Origin of the sequence: Mariprofundus ferrinatatus (genome assembly GCF_002795825.1) — a bacterium.
Lineage (GTDB): Bacteria > Pseudomonadota > Zetaproteobacteria > Mariprofundales > Mariprofundaceae > Mariprofundus > Mariprofundus ferrinatatus.
Genome location: NZ_CP018800.1, coordinates 2211554 through 2230648 on the forward strand (window position 1 = coordinate 2211554; position 19095 = coordinate 2230648).

Below are 19095 nucleotides of genomic sequence, written 5' to 3' on the forward strand. Positions count from 1 at the left end.
GAGGTTCATATCTGGCCGGACAGACGACTAAATTCGCTCTCCACCCGGGCAAGGCAGTCCTCAACCGCTACCCCTTCAAAGTAATTGCCAACCAGCGCCAGCGGTTTCCCATCCAGCAGCTCATCCACCTTAGCCATCAGTGTGTGATGCCCCATATCGGGTGCCGGCAGCCGGTTGGTTTTATGGAAAACCGCCACCAGCTTTCTTCTTTTCACATTCAGAAGCTTGCAGATACGCTCAACCTTCGCCTCATCGTCCAGCATCCCCGGCTTGAAATGAAATGCAAAGCCTCGCAATTCAGCATCTGCAATATAGTCGCGGGAAACAGCGGAATAGAAATCACCATCGACTGCAATAATGCCTGCGACCGGATCCAGCTCCAGATCATTCCTGTTGATGACGATGCCGACCGACTCGATCTCCACCTCATTCACCCAGCCAAGCTGCTCTGCAACATCAGGAAAAGCCCCCTGCAACAGACGAGAGGCTGCCAGAACCGGCGTTGCAATCGCCAGTCGCTCGGCATGCAGGGTTGTATCGGCTAGTGCAACGGCAAATCCATGATTCTTGTCAAAAGTGATCTCCTCGATCTTTACCCCTGTCCTGCACTGCACGCGCTTCTCCAGTTCGCTGATAATACGGCTCAGCCCTTCAGGGAAGGTGTAGCTGCGCATCACACTTTTATCGCGGGGCCGTTTACGGAAAAGCATGTCGGCAGGCACCTCGTCAGCCTGCTGGCAGATCACGGCGTTAAAGGCGTGGCGGAATACATTTTGATAGTTTTTCGGCCCGACAATGGCGCGATAGTAGTCAGCCACTGATTTGCCATCCTTCGTGGCCGAAAAGATGCGCCATGCGTTGGCAAACAGTTCAAGGAATTTCAGCCGAGAAGGAATTGAAACCAGCTGCTCATCGGCCAGCATCTTGTAGCTCTGCTTCTCACGTGCGCTGAGCTGATCCATCAGTCCCAGTTTGTCGAAAATTTTCAATAACCGTCCGTAGGAGTTGAAGCAGGTGTGCGTCCCCATCTCCAGCCAGAAAGGCTTTTCACCCGCAACCGTGGCCGAATCAAAGCAGCCGCCGGCCCGCTCGCTCTTCTCCAGTACCAGCACCTTCTGCCCGGCCATCTTCGCTTCAAATGCCATCGCCAGACCGGAAATCCCGGCGCCGACAACTATCAGATCGTATCGCTCACTCATGCTGCGACTCTATGCTATTCAGTGCCGTCAGGACAAACCTGAATCCATCGTTTAAGCTGCCGGCATGCGAAGAATTGATCAGATTGAACCGTTCCGTGTAATGCAGCTGCTCGAGCGCGCCAAGGAGCTGGAGGCCGAAGGGCAGAAGATTATCCATATGGAGATCGGCGAACCCGATTTCCCAACCCCCCCTTCAGTCATCGAAGCTGCGAAAGCCGCCCTCGATAGCGGAGACAACTATTATACCCCGTCCACCGGAAACCCTAAACTGCAAAAGGCGTTGTCGCAGTGGTATCTGGGCGAATACGGTGTTGCCGTTGCCCCCGAACGCATTCTGATCACCCCAGGCACATCCGGTGCATTCAGCCTGATCTATGCGACCCTGCTTGAGGCGGGTGAATCAGTGCTTCTCTCCGACCCCGGCTACCCCTGCCAGCGCAACTTTATTCGCCTTGCAGGGGGCGAGCCTCTCAACATCCCGGTTAGCCCCGAAACGCGCTACCACCTCTCAGCCGGACTGATCGAGCATCACTGGAAAGCGGGAACACGCGCCGCCGTGGTGATCAATCCATCCAACCCTACCGGAACACTGATCGATGATGGGGAGTTGAAAAAAGTAGCTGACAGTTGCCGCAGGCTGGGCGGATACCTGATTTCCGATGAGATATACCATGGCCTCACCTATGGCGCCAAAGCGCGCTGTGCCCTGGAGTTCAGTGATGACGCCATTATCGTCAACGGCTTCTCCAAACGCTGGGCCATGACCGGCTGGCGCATCGGCTGGGTCATCGTGCCTGACAGCCTGATCGATGCCTGCCGCCGGGTGATGCAGAATATCTTTATTGCCGCTCCCACCCTTTCGCAATATGCGGCGATCAGGGCCCTTGCGGCCAGTGATGAAATTGAAGTCATGCGCAGGGCCTATGATGAACGGCGCAGCTATCTTTTAAGTGAGCTGCCAAAGCTCGGATTCGATATTGTGGTGGAACCGCAGGGGGCATTTTACATTTACGCCAATGTCAGCAGGCTCACCGATGACTCGCGCAGTTTCTGCTGGCAGATGCTTGAAAAAGCCGGCGTGGCGATCACTCCGGGCGAGGATTTTGGCAGTTACCGGTCGGATCAACATGTGCGCTTCTCCTATGCCACGGGACTTGAAGATATCCGTGAAGGTGTCGACAGGATTCGCCGATACCTGAGCCTCGCCACGAAATAACCGTTTTATTCCCTGATTCGCTTCGTCTTTGCGGCTTACGATGCTATGCTGCGCATCCAATGACGCCTGCCGGCGTCGACAGCTTTGAGATCAAACCGGAGAACACACCATCATGTTTAATGTCCTGACCAAACTGTTCGGTAGCCGCAACGACCGTTTACTGAAAGAACTATGGCCCATGGCCGAACAGATTAACGCGCTGGAAGCCGACATGCAGGCACTCTCCGATGAAGAGCTGGCCGGAAAAACTGTTGAGTTCCGTCAGCGTATTGCAGATGGTGCAACCGTTGATGACCTTCTTTTCGAAGCCTTTGCCGTGGTACGCGAAGCATCAGTGCGAGCCCTCGGCATGCGCCATTTCGATGTACAGTTGATCGGCGGCATCATCCTGCATCAGGGCAAGATTGCCGAAATGAAGACCGGTGAAGGTAAAACCCTGACCGCAACCCTGCCTGTTTATCTCAATGCACTGCCCGGCAAGGGCGCGCATGTCATTACCGTGAATGACTACCTGGCAAGACGCGATGCGGAAAACATGGGCAAACTCTATGGATTCCTGGGCCTCTCCACCGGCGTTATCGTGCATGGCATCAGCAATGAAGAGCGCCAGCAGGCTTACGCTTCCGATATCACCTACGGCACCAACAACGAATTCGGTTTCGATTACCTGCGCGACAACATGGCATTCTCCGCCGAGGAGCTGGTACAGCGTGGCCACCACTACGCGATCGTCGATGAAGTGGACTCGATCCTGATTGATGAGGCACGTACGCCGCTGATCATCTCCGGCCCTGCCGAGCAGGCGACCGAGCTCTACAAGCAGGCGGACGGCCTGATCAAGCAGCTTAACGAAGAGGATTACGAAAAGGATGAAAAAGATCGCGCCATCTCCTATACCGAGATCGGCAACGATCATGTCGAGGAACTCTTCCGCAACGCGGGACTGCTGATCAACGGCAACCTCTATGATCCTGAAAACGTCAATCTGATGCATGCCGCCACACAGGCACTGCGCGCCAACCACCTGTTTGCCCGCGAAAAGGATTATATTGTGCGTAGCGATGAGGTGATCATCATCGACGAGTTCACCGGCCGCATGATGCCGGGGCGCCGCTACTCCGATGGCCTGCATCAGGCTTTGGAGGCCAAGGAGGGGGTAACGGTTCAGCCTGAAAACCAGACACTGGCTTCAATCACCTTCCAGAACTACTTCCGCATGTATGACAAGCTGGCCGGCATGACCGGCACGGCAGATACGGAAGCGGAAGAGTTCCAGAAAATCTACAGCCTGGAAGTGGTCATCGTACCGACCAACAAGGATATGATCCGTAACGATGTCGCCGATGTGATCTATCGCGATACCGAGGACAAGTTCAACGCGATCGTCAGCGATATTGAAACCGTGCACAAAGAGGGGGCCCCGCTACTGGTCGGCACCACCTCGATCGAAAAATCCGAATACCTCTCCGAGCTGCTGAAAAAGAAAGGCATCAAACATGAGGTTCTCAACGCCAAGCACCATGAACGCGAGGCGGAGATCGTTGCCCAGGCCGGTCGCAAGAATGCGGTTACCATCGCCACCAACATGGCCGGCCGCGGTACCGACATCATGCTCGGCGGCAATCCCGACATGCTCATCTCCCAGCTCCCACAGGGCCTCTCGGAGGCCGACCGCAAGACCAAAGCGAAGGAGATTCGTGAAGCATGTCAGGCAGAACATGTTGAGGTAGTAGAGCTTGGAGGCCTGCATATTCTCGGTACCGAGCGTCATGAATCCCGTCGCATCGACAACCAGCTGCGAGGCCGTTCCGGTCGTCAGGGCGATCCGGGTGTAACCCGCTTCTACCTCTCCCTTGAAGATGACCTGATGCGCATCTTCGGTGGAGAAAAGATGCAGTCGATGCTGACCAAGATGGGCTTCGAACAGGGCGAAGCGATCGAACATCCATGGGTCACCAAGGCTATTGAGAACTCACAGAAGAAGGTTGAGGGTCGCAACTTTGATATTCGCAAGCAGCTGCTTGAGTACGATGATGTAATGAACCAGCAGCGCGATGTGGTTTATTCGCAGCGCCGTGAGTTGCTTAGAGCCGATGATGTCGCCGATGTCATTGACGACATGCAGGCGGACCTTGCAGCTCACCTTGCTGCCGAGTTCCTCGATGGCCATCCTGAAGCGTGGCACATGGATGAGCTGAAAGATGCGCTGATGGAGCGGCTGACTGTGGAGAGCGACCCTCAGGCATGGCTGGCCAGTGATGATGTTGATACTGCAGACGATATGGCTGTCAAAATCAAGGAAGCGCTGCAGGCGCATATGGCTGCCAAGGAGGCAATCACAGGGGCTGAGCAGATGCGCGGCTTCGAGAAGTACCTCGTGCTAAACATTCTAGATCACCACTGGAAAGAGCACCTGCTGGCGATGGACCACCTGCGCCAGAGTGTCGGCCTTCGCGGTTACGCCCAGAAGCAGCCGATTCAGGAGTACAAGCGCGAATCATTCGAACTGTTCGAAGGCATGCTCGATAAAGTGCGCGAACAGACCATGGTCGCCCTGCACAGTGTACAGGTAGAGCAGCAGGCACCCATCGTGGAAGAACCTGCACGCGAGGACCCATCCAAGGTCAATTACAGCCACGGTGCTGACGAAACGGATGAAGATCACCACACCTACAAACGAGAGCACCCCAAGGTTGGTCGTAATGATCCATGTCCGTGCGGTTCCGGAAAAAAATACAAGCAGTGCCACGGCAGGCGGAATTAATCGCCGACCGAATGGGAAAGCTGCACAAGATTAGGATTACGATCGAGGCCCATACATCATGTCTGTAAACCCACCGAACCAGAAGCATCCGCTGCCTGTTCCCGGCTTCAAAGTCGGCACTGCCTCATGCGGCGTGAAGTCGCCTGCACTGCGTGGAAAGCGCCAGGATGTGACACTGATTGTCGCCGAGTGCGCCTGTCACGCGGCCGGCGTTTTTACAAAAAACCGCTTCCGCGCTGCCTGCGTTCGCAGCGGCGAGAAGACCCTCGCATCAAACAGTGAAAATGTACGTGCCATTGTAGCCAATGCAGGCAATGCCAATGCAGGGCTTGGTGAAATGGAAACGGTCTGGGCACGCCAGCTTATTGAGACCGGTGCCGAGGCTGCAGGCGTCGTTTCTGACAGCGTACTCTCCGCCTCGACCGGCGTCATCGGCACTCCGTTCCCAATCGAACGTATTCAGGAGAAGATGCATGAAGCCTCTGACTCTCTTGCTGCGGATAACTGGGAGGCCGCAGCACATGCCATCCGCACCACCGACACCTTCGCCAAGTGGTCCTCGGCTGAGATAGAGATCGAGGGCAACCGTTATACGCTGACAGGCATTGCCAAAGGCAGCGGTATGATCCATCCGAACATGGCAACGATGCTCGCTTTTGTTGCCACCGATGCACCGATCAAAGCGGCCGAACTTGGCCCTATGCTCAAACGTGCCGCCGACCGCTCGTTCAATTGCATCTCGGTGGATGGCGACACTTCAACCAACGACACCCTGTATCTGCTCTCCTCCGGCATAGGGCTCGGTCATGCACCGCTTGCAGACACATCCCTCTTCGAGCATGCGCTGACTGAACTCTGCATCGAACTTGCCACGCAGATCGTTCGTGATGGTGAGGGTGTCTCAAAGTTTGTCACCATTGAGGTTTCCGGCGCAGCGTGCGAGGCGGATGCCCGTACTGTCGGTCGAGCAGTTGCTGTATCTCCACTTGTAAAAACCGCTTTTGCAGGCAGTGATGCCAACTGGGGACGCATACTCTCCGCAGTAGGTAATTCGGGCATAGCCATCGACACCAACCGCATCACCCTCTCGGCCGATGATGTGCTGATGTTCGAGAAGGGCAACCTGCATCCGGATTACAGCGATGAGCAGGGTATGGCGGTATTCAGTCAGGATGAGTTCACCATCTCGCTCGACCTCGGCATGGGCGATGCGCAAGCAACCGTCTGGACTGGAGATCTGACCCACGAATATATCACCATTAACGCAGAGTACCGGACCTGAGAACCCGCAATATCGCACTGATCGCTCCCTTTGATCGCGAAGGGAACGTACTGCTTCTCAAGCGTAGCGCCAGTCAGCACTGCGGAGCCCTCTGGTCATTCCCAGGCGGCAAGATTGAGGTCGGAGAGAAGCCAAAAGAGGCTGCCATGCGCGAGCTTCAGGAGGAGACGGGGCTGTCGGGGGACAACTGGAAGCTGCTCGGCATGCACCACTTTGAATATCCTGACAGGATTCTCCATTTTCTCCTATTCAGCTGCATTTGCGGTGAACCGGGAACCCTGAATGCCGAATCAGAACATGCATGGGTATCCATTGATGAACTGGAGAGTTATCCAATGCCCGAAGCCAATCTCGGCATGCTTCCGCTCATTTCCGGAGTTTAACTTTACAGCCAGCCACCCGGCAGAGGACGCAACCACGATACGCCAGGCCTGTGGTGCCGCTGGATGGTCGCCTCACGATAGTACTCCAGCATACGTGCTACATACTCAAGAATCGCCTGATTCTCATCATTGGCCGTTATTTTCTCAGGGATATAGGCGTGTGACATTGCCGGGGTCTTGAGTGCAAAATTGGCTTGTATTTTATATGTTCTGTGCTGAGGCCGGGTCGTAAGAATATCCCAGTGAGCCCGAATGGTGATAATCCGTGCGATCCCCTTCAGCTTAAACGAAACACCACCCTCCCTGATCCTAAGTCGTTCAAGTTCCTCAAAATTGAATAGTCTGTATAGAGAAGCAGCCATACTTGCCTCCATCAATATGCCAAACTGGAGAAGCAGATACAGATTAACAGGCAGGATGATGATTCCGCTGTGATGTGGGCAACAAATTATTGTTCGGCTTAACCTTTGCGTCTGGCTCTGGGATGGGCTTCGTCATAAACCTCGGTGAGTTTGGCGATATCGAGATGGGTATAGCGCTCGGTAGTGGCAAGCGATGCGTGGCCGAGCAACTCCTGTATGGCGCGCAGATCAACACCGCTGGCGAGAAGGTGTGTGGCAAATGAGTGGCGCAGCCGGTGCGGCGTTACCGAAATATCAGCGCCATTCTCCAGTGCCCTGTCTTTAAGCATGCGCTGCACGCTGCGCACGGTTAAACGCCTTCCGAAACGGTTAAGAAATACCGCCTTCTCCTCGACGGCTGAGATACGTTCACCTAGATAGGCCTGAAGATATTCCACCGCGCCCTGCGGCAGTGGCACGATGCGCTCTTTACGCCCTTTTCCGAAAACCCGCAGTTCAAACTGATCCATATCAATATCATCAAGGTTCAGTCCCACCACTTCGGATACACGCAGGCCGCAGCCGTACATCACAGCCAGCAGTGCCAGATCCCGTAACTCGCTGGCGCGATCGGTATGGTTCATCAGGGCGGCGGTCTGCTCCGGCGGCAGGGTGCGCGGCAGTCGTTTCGGCAATTTGGGAGGACGCACACCAGCCGCCACGTTGGCCCTGCACCAGCCCGCCTGCACGGCTGCATCGAAAAAGCTGGAGAGCGCTGAAAGCCTCCTGGCCAGCGTTGAAGCGGCAAGTCCCGCTGCATGGCTATCCACCAGCCAGTCCTGCACCTGGGTTCGATTGATTGCTGAGAGTGACGCATCCTCACCACAGAACGCGACAAACCGTACAAGATCGCGGCGATATGCGGCAACCGTATGCTCTGAGGCAAGGCGGACATCGGCCAGTTCATGAAGAAACTGGTCTATCGCCTTGCTGAGTAACATCTCAGCTGCCGTCGGAATCTCCCTGTTCAGATTCGGCGATCTCAACCCGATTGCCGCCCAGGGCCTTGGCGACATACATTGCCTGATCTGCCTTGGCGACCAGCTGCTTAACGGCAGGATCCTTGCCGGCAGGAGAGTAGGCCACACCAATGCTTACCGTAACCTTCTCATCCTCCAACAGTTCACTCTCTGCTACGCAGTTGACAGCACGCGCTGCAATATCACACGCCTTCTCCTGACTGCAGCCCGGCAGCAACAGAACAAACTCATCGCCGCCCATACGGATCAGCGGGTCATTAGAGCGCACATACTGGCGCATCGCCTTGCTGACCATGCCCAGCACCCTATCGCCGGCATCATCGCCCAGGCGTTCATTGAGCGACTTAAACCGATCCACATCGGCATAAATACACGCCACCTCCGTTTCACTGCCAAACCACTGCGATAGCGGCTGATGGCTGTGAGGCTGCAGAAAGCGGCGATTCTGGCTGCCGGTCAAAGTATCGGTAACCGACAGGCGGGCAAGGTGCTCACGTGCTGCAGCATGCTCGAGAGTAAGACCGACCACCTGCGCCAAGTGCTGCAGAAAATCACTGCTTTGATCGGGCGCGAAACGGTCACGGTCGATCGACCCTACCCCCAGCACGCCGAAAGGATTGTCGAGGTCACCCAGTGTTAGCAGTGCAATCGAACCGAGATGGCGATCTTGTGAATCGAGCCAGTCGAACTCATGTTCCGGGGAGAGTTGCATCAGCCATGCCTGCTTACGTGAAATGCCCATCTGCCTTATCTCATCATTCTCAACCCAGACCAGATCGCGTTCCGAGAGTGCATCGAGCTTATGGCCACCTATAAAGCTGGAGCGGTCGAGCCAGAAGCGGACAAAGTCGAGTTCAAAATTGGAACGCAGGCCACGCAGCAGGGTGAAACAGAGATCTTCGGGGTCGGTGGACTTTAGCACCTGTGACTCAAGATCAAACATTCGTGAAAACAGCCGCTCGTTCTGACGCAGACGCTGCATCACCTCGGCGACATACCCCTTAAGCTCCCTGTTCTCATCGGCCATCTGCTGAAAGCGGCGGTCCGAGAGGCTCTCCACCTTGGAGGCTTTCTCTTCCTTGCTCATCAATTATCTCCTCCCTCTTCCGTACCTGGCGGCTGAACCATGATCAGCTCCAACCTATAAATTCGGCTCCATACAGATATCGTAATTAGGCTGAAGCGATGAACAAGTTCTATTTGCCCTGCTCCTCAGGCTTGCCTCCATTTCCGGCGGGCAGCGTGCCTCCGGAAAGAACCAGCTTCATCCCCTCTTCGACACTCATGTCGAGATAGACAATCTGCACAGGATCGACAAACAGCAGCCAGCCGGTCGTGGGGACAGGTGTAGAGGGGACAAAGACAGACACCCGTGTTTCACTGGCCCCATGAATCGCGACTGCGGTCTCACCGGTGACAAAGCCTATCACCATGGTTGCCTTGTCAGGGAATGGTACCATGACCACCTTCTGAAATGCGCTCGAGCTATCGCTCAAAGTCGCTTCAAGCAGCTGGCGGGTTGCCTTGTATATCGATCGCACCAGCGGGATACGCCCCATAATTCGATCCACAAGGCGCATCAGGTGGTGCCCGATAAAGTGAGTGGTCAGCATGCCGATGGTGATAATGAAAAGCAGGGCCAGAATAATACCCAGACCCGGGATATCGATGCCGATCAGCGTCTCAGGGGCATATCCTGCCGGCAGCAGCGAAAGCGCATCATCAGAGAGTTCGATCAACCAGTTGATCAATGCAACCGTAACCAGCAGTGGCGCCAGGGCAACGACACCTGCCAGCAGATATTTACGTAACGAAGCCACTACAGCAGCACCTCAGGTTTGATTTTCGCCTGATGCACAGGCTTGCTCTCATGTAGCAGCTGATTCACCGATGATGCTGACTCCATCAGCTCTGTTCCCAGCTGTTCTTCAAGAAAGGTGATTGTGCTTCGGTATGGGTGGGCAATCACGATGCACTGCTTCTCCTGCTCCAGGCAGCGCTCTGCCTTTTGCCATGCACGCTGCATCGCTTCGGGACTTTTATCATGGTCTAGAAATATGCGTCTGCTGGCCCAGGCCACTCCGGCCAGTTCGGCGGCCTCCGCTGCAACACTTCTGTTGCTGGTTACAGAATCGACAAAAAACAGCCCCTGCTCCCTGCACACCTCCATAACCCAGCGCATCGGCTCTATCAGCTCGGTCAGGTGGGAGCCCATATGGTTATTAACCCCCTGGACGTAGGGAACCGCAGTCAGGCCGCGAAGAAAAGTCTGGCGCAACTCACTCCTGTCCATTTTCTCATTCAGGAAATAGGGCGTCATCCTGTTCCGGTACTTCTCCGATGTCGGCTCCATCGGCAGGTGCAGCATCACCAGCTGTCCCATTGCATGTGCCATCTCTGCCGAATCATGTGCGAATGGCGCATCAGGGATAATCGAAATAGCCACAGGCATGGGGAGTGCCAGAATCCGCCTGAGTGCAGCCAGATCATATCCGACATCATCCATAATCAGAGCCAGACCCGACTCAGGATGCTGCAAACCGGGCTCCATGTTTAACAGTGCATCCCTCTCCGGTTCGGGGAGGGAGGGTGCGACGGCCTTAACCGTAGCATCAGGCACCTCAACCCGCTTTTGGGACGCAGTCCCCTGCAGAGACACCACAACAAGAAGCAGGCTCAAAACAATCAGGAACAGCAGCGCCAGCCATTGCGGCTGCATTTTTTTATGGCTCATGATCCTCTCACACTTCCTGTACGATACCCGGCATTAAGCGGGCTTATCATCCACGAAGCGCATGCAGACCTCGGAGAAGATCCAGCGCACGCTGCAGCTGGGCATCAAGCTCAAGTCGCTCCTTCATTTTGTCGCTCGGACCGTCTCCGGCAACCTCTTTTACCGTTTTCTTGGACTTGCCGTTGCCATTCTCAAGATGCCCCTTCAGATCACGTTCAGTTACCCTGGGAATGAGACCATTGCTCTGCTCGTCCTTCTTCAATACCACCTGCTCAACCAGAATATCGGGGTCGATACCGGTCGCCTGAATGGAGCGGCCACTCGGGGTAAAGTAGAGCGCCGTGGTCACCTTAATTGCAGTACCGTCATTGAGCGGAACGACTGACTGCACCGACCCTTTACCAAAGCTCTTGGTTCCCATCACAATTGCGCGGTGATGATCCTGAAGGGCGCCACCGACGATCTCGGATGCCGATGCAGAACCATTGTTCATCAGCACCACCATGGGCAAGCCATTGAGGATATCGCCCGGCTCCGCATCGAATGAGAGGTTGTTACCCGCCCGCGACTTGGTGCTAACAATATTGCCCTTTTCCAGGAACAGGTCGGAAACTGCCACCGCCTGGTTAAGCAAGCCGCCCGGATTATTGCGAAGATCAAGTACGGCACCGGAAAGTTTGCCACCGGCACGTTTCTTCAACTCCCTGATCTGCTTGGAGAGCAGGGTTACCGTCGGCTGCTGGAACTGGGTAATACGCAGGTAGGCATAACCGGGCGCCAGCATATCGCCCTTTACCGACTCCACTTTGATAATGGCGCGGGTAATCTTCACCTCGAGTGAAATGTTTTCACTTTCACGGTAAATCGTCAGCACGGTGCTGGTACCGGGTTTGCCACGCATCCTCTTCACCCCTTCCATCAGGGACATATCACGTGTCAGTTCATCATCGATCTTGATAATCAGGTCACCTGCTTTGACGCCTGCACGATCTGCCGGGGTATCCTCAATCGGTGCAATAATTCGGATGCCGCCCTCGGCAGCCTGAATCTCGATGCCAAGGCCTCCGAATTCGCCCTTGGTATCCACATTCATCTGCTTGTACATCTCTTTATCAAGATAGGTGGAGTGTGGATCCAGGCTGGAGAGCATGCCTGAGAGCGCACCCTCGATCAGCTTTTCATCGCTGACCTCCTCGACATAAGCCTGGCGCACCATCTCCATCACCTGTGAAAATTTCTGCAGCTGTTGATAATCGGTGGCGGCATTGGCTTGACGGTGACCCGTTCCGGGCTCCCACGCCATAATACCCGCGCCCAGCAGAGCGAGAGCGCCTGTACCTAATAAAACTCGACGAAACTTCAAAGACATACCTTTCTCCAACACTCCGGCAGCCGCAACTGCCTTGTCATCATGTTTCTGCGCCACATGCTGCGTGAAGCAGCAGCATGCCAGCGCATCAGCGCCGACACCAGCCTTTCGGGTTTACGGCTTTCCCGCGATCCCTTATTTCAAAATAGACCGCAACGCTGTTGATCCAGCCCGTGCTCCCCGCCTCGGCAATCGTCTCATTCTCTTCCACCCAGTCTCCCAACTGCTTGTAGAGCACATCATTATGGGCATAAACCCCGAGGATACCGTCGCCGTAGTCAATAATCGTCATCAGTCCGAATCCACCAAACCAGTCGGCATAACGCACCTGTCCGGATGCCATGGCCTTCACTCCATGCGCACTCGAATTCGGCCTGAGCTGAACGCCCTGCAATTCTGGCATCGAGGGGCTGGGACGAGAGCCAAAGCTTGCAACGATCTTGCCTGTAACAGGCCACTTCAAATGCCCCTTACGCTTGCGAATCTTCTGCTCTAAAGCGGACTTATCCGTGGCAAGCAGCCCTTCACTCATGTTATCGAGCAGCCTGAGCAACGCCTTCTCCTCGCGCGCCAGCTGCTGGTCACGCTTTTTCTTGGAGACAACATCACCGCGTATCCGATCAAGCATGGCACGTTTATCGTGCACCCTTCCGGCAAGCTCCTGCTCACTTTTCTGCTTCTCCCTGCGTAAAGCATCAAGCCGCTCACGCTCCTCCAGCAGCTCGACCTCAACGCGCTCCAGATCCTGCACAGATTGAAGGTATGCAAGGCGATCCTGCTCCTGAGAATTCATAACCCGGTTCAACAGATATCTGCGGTGTGGAATATCACTGACCGGCACGCCGGTAAAGATACCCATCCACTCAGATGCACGACTACTGCGCTGCCATGCTGCAGCACTCTCATCTAGCATCTGTTTCTTCAGCTGTTTGATTCGTGACTGCAGCTGATCCCGCTCCCGATTCAGCCTGGCCAGACGTATGTCCGCCTCTTTTACCTGCTTTCTTGCTGCGCCGGTTGCCTTGCGTGCAGAGATCAGGCCTGAGTCGAGCTTGCGAAGTTCACGCCCGATATCGCCCATCTGTCCTTCAAGTTGGCTGCGCACCTTGGCCAGGCGCTGTCGTTCAGCCTTGATTTTTTCAATTTTCCCCTGGGTGTCCGTCTCTGCAGCAACTATCCCTGGCAGACCCCACGACAGCATGAGCAGCAGCAAAAGAGAAGAGATATACCGCAAAAGAGTGCTCATACGCGATGATAAGGGTGTCCCTGAATAATGGTAAATGCCCGATAGAGCTGCTCCAGCACCACCGCCCGCACCAGCTGGTGCGGCAGGGTAAGCCTGGAGAGGCTCCAGCATGCACCAGCAGCTCTGCGCACCTCATCGGCAACACCGTCAGCACCGCCAATCACAAAATCCAGCTGAGCATCACCCGCCAGCGAGCCCAGATGCCCCGCCCACTGTTTACTGCCGTTGAGCAGGCCTCGCTCATCGAACAGCACAAAGCCGCTGCCGGCGTGCTTGAGGATCTGCTTGGCCTCCTCCTGTTTACGCTGGGAGACCTGTTTGCCCCGGCCTTCAGGCAACTCGATGACCTGACAGGCTGCAAACGGTTTAAGGCGTTCAAGAAAGCGCGCCTCGAACTCGGAGAGTTCGCGCGATCCACGCCCAATCACCAGCAGCCTGAGCTTCACGATGCGCTGTCCGACTCCTTATGGGGCACACGCCAGAGCCGCTCGAGCTGGAAACTCTCGCGAACCTCGGGAAGGAAGAGGTGAACCACAATGTCGCCCAGATCAACCAGCAACCACTCCATCGCCTCCAGCCCCTCTACCTTGGCAGCGAGCCCGTACTGATGCGCCACCTCAGACACCGACTGAGAGAGCGCTTTGATCTGGCGATCAGAACGGCCACTTGCGACGATGAAGCGATCGGTAAAATCGCACCTGCCGTGAACGTCAATCACCAGCACATCCTGTGCCTTCTTATCCTCAAGCGCCTCAACCAGTGCTTCGGTCATCTGCTCGAATCTTTCACTATCTTTAACTGCTACCTGTGTCACATCTTCTCCTTATAGGGATTCCTTTACCTGTCCGGGGGAACCCTGTAACTCATCTCAATCCTGCTTCTCACCTGCTCAGGCACCCTTCCGAGAAGCGATATTCCCTGCCTCGCATCACTGCGCAACATGGTGGCCGATATATCCGGCAGCGCTACCGGCAGATAACACCAGTGGCCTGGAGCATTGCGTTCCTGCCACTGCCGTACGTCAACTTGCTGCCAACCTGCATGATCTGGAAGCGCTTCCACATCAAGCCCGGTTCGGGCAAATACGGCGATATTGCAGAGCTCAAGGTGCGCCGGATATTCGCGCCAGCTTTCGAGACCCGCCCATGCATCGGCACCCAGCATCAGCCATGGCACAGTGCCGGGGTAACGCTGCTGAAAATCACGCAGGGTTTCCACCGCTGCAACGGGCCTGCCCAGCCTCACTTCCCAGTCAAACACCTGCACTTCCGGCCTGCTTTTATAAATCTCCTGCAACCAGCCAAGGCGTTTTGCACCATCGGCAAAGCCCGACAACTCTCGGTGCACGGGCTCTGCAGGTATCACCCACACCTCATCAAGCCCCATCACATTCAGGCCCGCCTCAACAAGTGCCACGTGGCCGTTGTGCGGGGGATCAAACGTTCCGCCAAACAACCCGATATGCCTGAGAACAGCATCTGAATTCATCCTGTCTCCCCGGACAATTGAGAGATTGTCAGAGTTTTATTCTGCAGCAAGGCAGGAGGCGAACAGAGCCATAGCGTACTGGCGATACGCGAGGATTCGAACACAGCCATAATGCCGCTACAGGACAATAGATGGGTGACCGCTTCTATCCTCGAATCTCGCCGTGGCCGAGCACGATCCATTTCTGTGTTGTCAGCCCTTCAAGGCCAACGGGGCCACGAACATGCAGGCGATCCGTCGAGATCCCGATCTCAGCGCCCAGTCCGTACTCAAAGCCGTCGGCAAAACGGGTGCTCGCGTTCCACATCACCGAAGAGGAGTCGACCTCCCGCAGAAAGCGATTGCCCGCCTCGTACTCCTCGGTCACGATCGTTTCGGTATGGCCTGATCCATATGCGTCGATGTGGTCCATGGCCATATCCAGCGAGTCGACAATGCGTACCGAAAGTACCGGGGCAAGATACTCTGTGGCCCAGTCCGCATCGCTGGCCTCTTTCACACCCATGCCGGCGCAGCGGGCTATCGTCTGTTCACAGCCTCGCACCTCAACACCCTTGTCGAGCATGGCCTGTATCAGCGACTGCACCGCATCTGTGGCAACATCCCGATGGATCAGCAATGTTTCCATCGCATTGCAAACGCCATAGCGGTGCGTTTTGGCGTTCAACGCGATATTTCGTGCCATTTCCGTATTTGCTGCGGCATCAATATAAACATGACAGATGCCGTCCAGATGCTTAATGACGGGCACGCGCGACTCGGCAGAGACACGCTCGATCAGTGATTTGCCGCCGCGTGGAATAATCACATCGACATAGCTATCGCTTCTCAGCAGAGCCCCGACAAGTGCACGGTCGGTCGAATCGACAAGCTGCACAGCATTCTGAGACAGTCCCTTGTCCACGAGTGCGCGGCGCAGACAGGCGGCAATAGCACGGTTGGAGTGAATCGCTTCCGATCCCCCGCGTAGAATCGCTGCATTGCCCGATTTCAGACAGAGGCCCGCAGCATCGGCAGTGACATTGGGGCGAGACTCGAAAATAATACCGATCACGCCCAGTGGCACCCGCATATGACCAACCTGAATACCGGAGGGGCGATAACGCAGATTGTCGATCGCACCAACCGGATCAGGCAACGCTGCAATCTGCTCCAGCCCTTCAGCCATCGCCTCTACGCGGTCGCCATTTAGCATCAGACGATCCTTCATTGCGCTATCCAGGCCGTTCTCATCCGCTGCTTTCATATCGAGTGCATTGGCGGCAAGAATTTCGTTCATCTCCCGGCGCATCACGGCCGCCGCAAGAAGCAGTGCCTCATCTTTGGAGCGGGTATTCGCCATTCGCATCGCCTTGGCTGCATCCTTTGCCTGCCTGCCCAGCTTGTTCATGATCGATTGTGCATCAGTTTCCATTCTATTCTCCCACAAAAGGCATTCTGACTGGTGCGCACCGGCACCTATTCAGCTCGCTCCAACTCCTCTCTGCTTAACACCAGGTTATCGCGATGAATCACCGATGAAAAATCCCGGAATCCAAGTATGGATTCGATCTCGCTGCTGCAGTGACCCATAATCCGGCGCAACTCATCAACGGCGTAATTGCAGAGGCCGCGTGCGATCACCGCACCGTCCGGATCTACAATCTCTACGCAGTCGCCCTTATCGAAAATGCCGTTGATATCTTTCACACCGACCGGAAGGAGACTGCTTCCCTGAGCCACAATCGCCCTGGCCGCACCGGCATCAACATGAATCTCCCCGCGTGGCGAGAGTATCTCCATAATCCAGTGTTTACGGCGGGTTTGTCTGTCCACACCACAAAGAAACAGAGTTCCTTCATCCTCTCCAGCCAGAAGCCGGCTAAGTCTTCCATTCTCCTTACCGCTGATGATGGCTGCTGTAACGCCTCCGGTTGTGGCCACCCGTGCTGCCGAAAGCTTGCTCGCCATTCCGCCTGTGCCGAACGATGATCCGACATCACCAGCCATTGCAGCATGCTCCTCTCCAAGATGGCCGACGACACCCACACGCTGCGCATCAGGATGCGTGGCTGGATTCTTATCATAGAGACCATCAACATCAGTCAGCATGACCAGCAGATCAGCATCAACAACCAGACTGACCAGCGCGCCCAGTGAATCATTGTCCCCGAATTTTATTTCTGCCACGACCACCGTGTCGTTCTCATTAACGATCGGAACGACACCTGCTGAGAAAAGCGTCTCACTGGTATTGCTGGCATTGAGGTATCGGCGACGGTGCCTGAGATCGTCTTTGGTGAGAAGCATCTGGGCGACAGTCCGTTCGTGCCTGGCAAAGGCCCTGCCGTAAGCATCCATTAATTTGGGTTGCCCAATTGCTGCTGCCGCCTGTTTTTCATGCACTGAGAGTGTGCGCTCCAGCCATCCCATCTGCACTCGTCCGAGCGCCACAGCCCCGGAGGTAACAACCACAAGCTGCATGCCCGCGGCGATAAACTCCTCCAGCTCATCAACAAGGTGATCGATCACATCCTGACGAATGCCGTGCTCAGCATCGGCAAGCAGTGAGCTGCCGATTTTCACCACCACCCGTCGGGCACGCTTCAGGTCACTTCTCGAACGAATCATTTATCTCCTCAGCCTCTTCTCTATCCTTCGCTGCCAGCTGCTCACGAAGCTTCAAAACCTGCTCGTATATCCGGTGCAACAGCTGCTGAACCCCTTCGCCGCTTACAGCCGAGATAAAATAGGCCTCAACACCCATCGTCGCAATCTCTTCCTCAATAGCTGCCCGTTCATCATCCAGCAGCGCATCGGATTTATTGAACACAAGTAAACGCGGCTTGCTGGTCAGCGCTTCGCCATAGCCCTCCAACTCACCCTGAATCTCGCTGATCTGTTCGCGAACAGGCTTGCCATCCTCGCATGCAGCATCAACCAGATGCAGCAGAACAGCGGTGCGTTCGATATGTCTCAGAAAGCGGTGCCCCAGCCCCTTGCCTTCGTGCGCTCCTTCAATCAGCCCGGGAATATCGGCAACCACAAAACCATCACCATCATCCATAAACACCTGTCCCAGCATCGGCTTAATAGTGGTGAATGGATAATCAGCAATCTTGGGCCGCGCATTGGAGATGCGGGAAAGAAGCGTGGACTTGCCCGCATTGGGGAGTCCCACAAGACCGACATCGGCCATCAGCTTCAACTCCAGATAGCGGATGCCTTGCTCACCCTCCCTGCCCGGCTGACAGTAGCGCGGTGCCCGGTTGGTGCTGGTGGCGAAACGGGCATTGCCCATGCCGCCATCGCCGCCGCGGGCAACAAAGAACTCCTGACCATCGTGTGCCAGATCGGCAAGAATATGGCCATCCTCATCCTTGACGATGGTGCCTACCGGGACCTGCACAATCACATCATCCCCATACTTGCCGTGACAATCGGATCCCATGCCCTGCTGGCCGTTCTTTGCAACCAGCCGCTTTCGCAAATAGAGCTCCTGCAGGGTGTTTTTGCTGCCTGAGGCCACAAAGATCACATGGCCACCACGTCCGCCGTCGCCTCCATCAGGGCCACCTTTGGCAACATACTTTTCCCGCCGGAATGAACTACATCCCTTGCCGCCATTTCCGGCACGAACCTCGACTTTGACTTCATCAATAAAACGCATGCTGTATTACACCATATTTAACCTGAACCACAAAGATATCGGACAACAACTCCGGCGCATTTGCAGTAAAATTTCTCACAAACAAAAAAGGGGGTGCGACAAGCGCACCCCCCTTTCAACGTTCAGAACCTGCCCTTAGGCAGTGATACGGACAGTCGTACGACCGTTGCTCTTGTAGTACTCGACTTTGCCGTCGGTCAGAGCGAACAGGGTGTAGTCGCGACCACAACCAACATTATCGCCCGGGCGGATTTTAGTGCCGCGCTGACGAACAAGGATGTTTCCGGCAATGACTGCTTCACCGCCATATTTTTTCACGCCAAGGCGTTTGGAATTGGAATCGCGTCCGTTACGACTTGAACCACCAGCTTTCTTATGTGCCAT

At 55.5% G+C, this 19095-nt stretch carries 19 protein-coding genes; 4 read left to right on the forward strand and 15 right to left on the reverse strand.

The features are described 5' to 3' along the window. Window positions 1-5: 5 nt before the first annotated feature. Window positions 6-1199, reverse strand: coding sequence for a protoporphyrinogen/coproporphyrinogen oxidase (locus Ga0123462_RS10855; RefSeq protein ID WP_100266316.1), 1194 nt, complete (start codon window positions 1197-1199; stop codon window positions 6-8). Between the two features lie 64 nt (window positions 1200-1263). Between Ga0123462_RS10855 and Ga0123462_RS10860 the strand changes: the two genes are divergently transcribed. The 4 genes from Ga0123462_RS10860 to Ga0123462_RS10875 all read left to right on the forward strand — a co-directional run bounded on the left by Ga0123462_RS10860 (window position 1264) and on the right by Ga0123462_RS10875 (window position 6844). Beyond that, window positions 1264-2415, forward strand: coding sequence for an aminotransferase class I/II-fold pyridoxal phosphate-dependent enzyme (locus tag Ga0123462_RS10860; RefSeq protein WP_232726453.1), 1152 nt, complete (start codon window positions 1264-1266; stop codon window positions 2413-2415). Window positions 2416-2527: 112 nt separating this feature from the next. Continuing rightward, window positions 2528-5179, forward strand: coding sequence for a preprotein translocase subunit SecA (gene secA, locus Ga0123462_RS10865; protein ID WP_100266317.1), 2652 nt, complete (start codon window positions 2528-2530; stop codon window positions 5177-5179). Between the two features lie 58 nt (window positions 5180-5237). Beyond that, the gene (gene argJ, locus Ga0123462_RS10870; RefSeq protein WP_100266318.1) at window positions 5238-6461 is read left to right on the forward strand and encodes a bifunctional glutamate N-acetyltransferase/amino-acid acetyltransferase ArgJ; all 1224 of its coding nucleotides are present in this window, start codon (window positions 5238-5240) and stop codon (window positions 6459-6461) included. A gap of 17 nt (window positions 6462-6478) precedes the next feature. Beyond that, complete coding sequence (locus tag Ga0123462_RS10875) at window positions 6479-6844, forward strand: NUDIX domain-containing protein (RefSeq protein WP_100266319.1); 366 nt, start codon at window positions 6479-6481, stop codon at window positions 6842-6844. A 2-nt stretch (window positions 6845-6846) separates the two neighbouring features. Here Ga0123462_RS10875 and Ga0123462_RS10880 read toward each other — a convergent pair whose 3' ends face one another. The 14 genes from Ga0123462_RS10880 to rpmA form a co-directional block, all read right to left on the reverse strand. After that, window positions 6847-7206 (reverse strand): hypothetical protein, encoded by a 360-nt coding sequence (locus Ga0123462_RS10880; protein ID WP_100266320.1) that lies wholly within the window; start codon window positions 7204-7206, stop codon window positions 6847-6849. A gap of 98 nt (window positions 7207-7304) precedes the next feature. Beyond that, complete coding sequence (locus Ga0123462_RS10885) at window positions 7305-8231, reverse strand: tyrosine-type recombinase/integrase (RefSeq protein ID WP_232726454.1); 927 nt, start codon at window positions 8229-8231, stop codon at window positions 7305-7307. Then, entirely contained in the window at window positions 8188-9312 is a 1125-nt protein-coding gene (locus Ga0123462_RS10890; RefSeq protein ID WP_100266322.1) for a DUF484 family protein, read from the reverse strand. The genes Ga0123462_RS10885 and Ga0123462_RS10890 overlap by 44 nt, the downstream gene beginning before the upstream one ends. 109 nt (window positions 9313-9421) lie before the next feature. Next, window positions 9422-10045, reverse strand: coding sequence for a DUF502 domain-containing protein (locus tag Ga0123462_RS10895; RefSeq protein ID WP_100266323.1), 624 nt, complete (start codon window positions 10043-10045; stop codon window positions 9422-9424). Further along, window positions 10045-10959 carry a divergent polysaccharide deacetylase family protein gene (locus tag Ga0123462_RS10900; RefSeq protein ID WP_100266324.1) on the reverse strand — a complete coding sequence of 305 codons (915 nt, stop codon included), beginning with the start codon at window positions 10957-10959 and terminating at the stop codon, window positions 10045-10047. The genes Ga0123462_RS10895 and Ga0123462_RS10900 overlap by 1 nt, the downstream gene beginning before the upstream one ends. A 46-nt stretch (window positions 10960-11005) precedes the next feature. Then, window positions 11006-12328 carry a S41 family peptidase gene (locus Ga0123462_RS10905; RefSeq protein ID WP_100266604.1) on the reverse strand — a complete coding sequence of 441 codons (1323 nt, stop codon included), beginning with the start codon at window positions 12326-12328 and terminating at the stop codon, window positions 11006-11008. Between the two features lie 88 nt (window positions 12329-12416). Further along, complete coding sequence (locus Ga0123462_RS10910) at window positions 12417-13574, reverse strand: murein hydrolase activator EnvC family protein (RefSeq protein WP_100266325.1); 1158 nt, start codon at window positions 13572-13574, stop codon at window positions 12417-12419. Continuing rightward, complete coding sequence (locus tag Ga0123462_RS10915; protein WP_100266326.1) at window positions 13571-14020, reverse strand: 23S rRNA (pseudouridine(1915)-N(3))-methyltransferase RlmH; 450 nt, start codon at window positions 14018-14020, stop codon at window positions 13571-13573. The genes Ga0123462_RS10910 and Ga0123462_RS10915 overlap by 4 nt, the downstream gene beginning before the upstream one ends. Beyond that, window positions 14017-14388 carry a ribosome silencing factor gene (rsfS, locus tag Ga0123462_RS10920; RefSeq protein ID WP_232726455.1) on the reverse strand — a complete coding sequence of 124 codons (372 nt, stop codon included), beginning with the start codon at window positions 14386-14388 and terminating at the stop codon, window positions 14017-14019. Before rsfS ends, Ga0123462_RS10915 begins: the two co-directional genes overlap by 4 nt. A gap of 23 nt (window positions 14389-14411) precedes the next feature. Next, entirely contained in the window at window positions 14412-15062 is a 651-nt protein-coding gene (gene nadD / locus Ga0123462_RS10925) for a nicotinate (nicotinamide) nucleotide adenylyltransferase (protein WP_100266327.1), read from the reverse strand. A 145-nt stretch (window positions 15063-15207) separates the two neighbouring features. Then, entirely contained in the window at window positions 15208-16476 is a 1269-nt protein-coding gene (locus tag Ga0123462_RS10930) for a glutamate-5-semialdehyde dehydrogenase (protein WP_100266328.1), read from the reverse strand. A gap of 44 nt (window positions 16477-16520) precedes the next feature. Then, window positions 16521-17672, reverse strand: coding sequence for a glutamate 5-kinase (gene proB / locus Ga0123462_RS10935; RefSeq protein WP_100266329.1), 1152 nt, complete (start codon window positions 17670-17672; stop codon window positions 16521-16523). Next, the gene (obgE, locus tag Ga0123462_RS10940; RefSeq protein WP_100266330.1) at window positions 17653-18711 is read right to left on the reverse strand and encodes a GTPase ObgE; all 1059 of its coding nucleotides are present in this window, start codon (window positions 18709-18711) and stop codon (window positions 17653-17655) included. The genes proB and obgE overlap by 20 nt, the downstream gene beginning before the upstream one ends. Window positions 18712-18846: 135 nt before the next feature. Beyond that, complete coding sequence (rpmA, locus tag Ga0123462_RS10945) at window positions 18847-19095, reverse strand: 50S ribosomal protein L27 (protein WP_100266331.1); 249 nt, start codon at window positions 19093-19095, stop codon at window positions 18847-18849.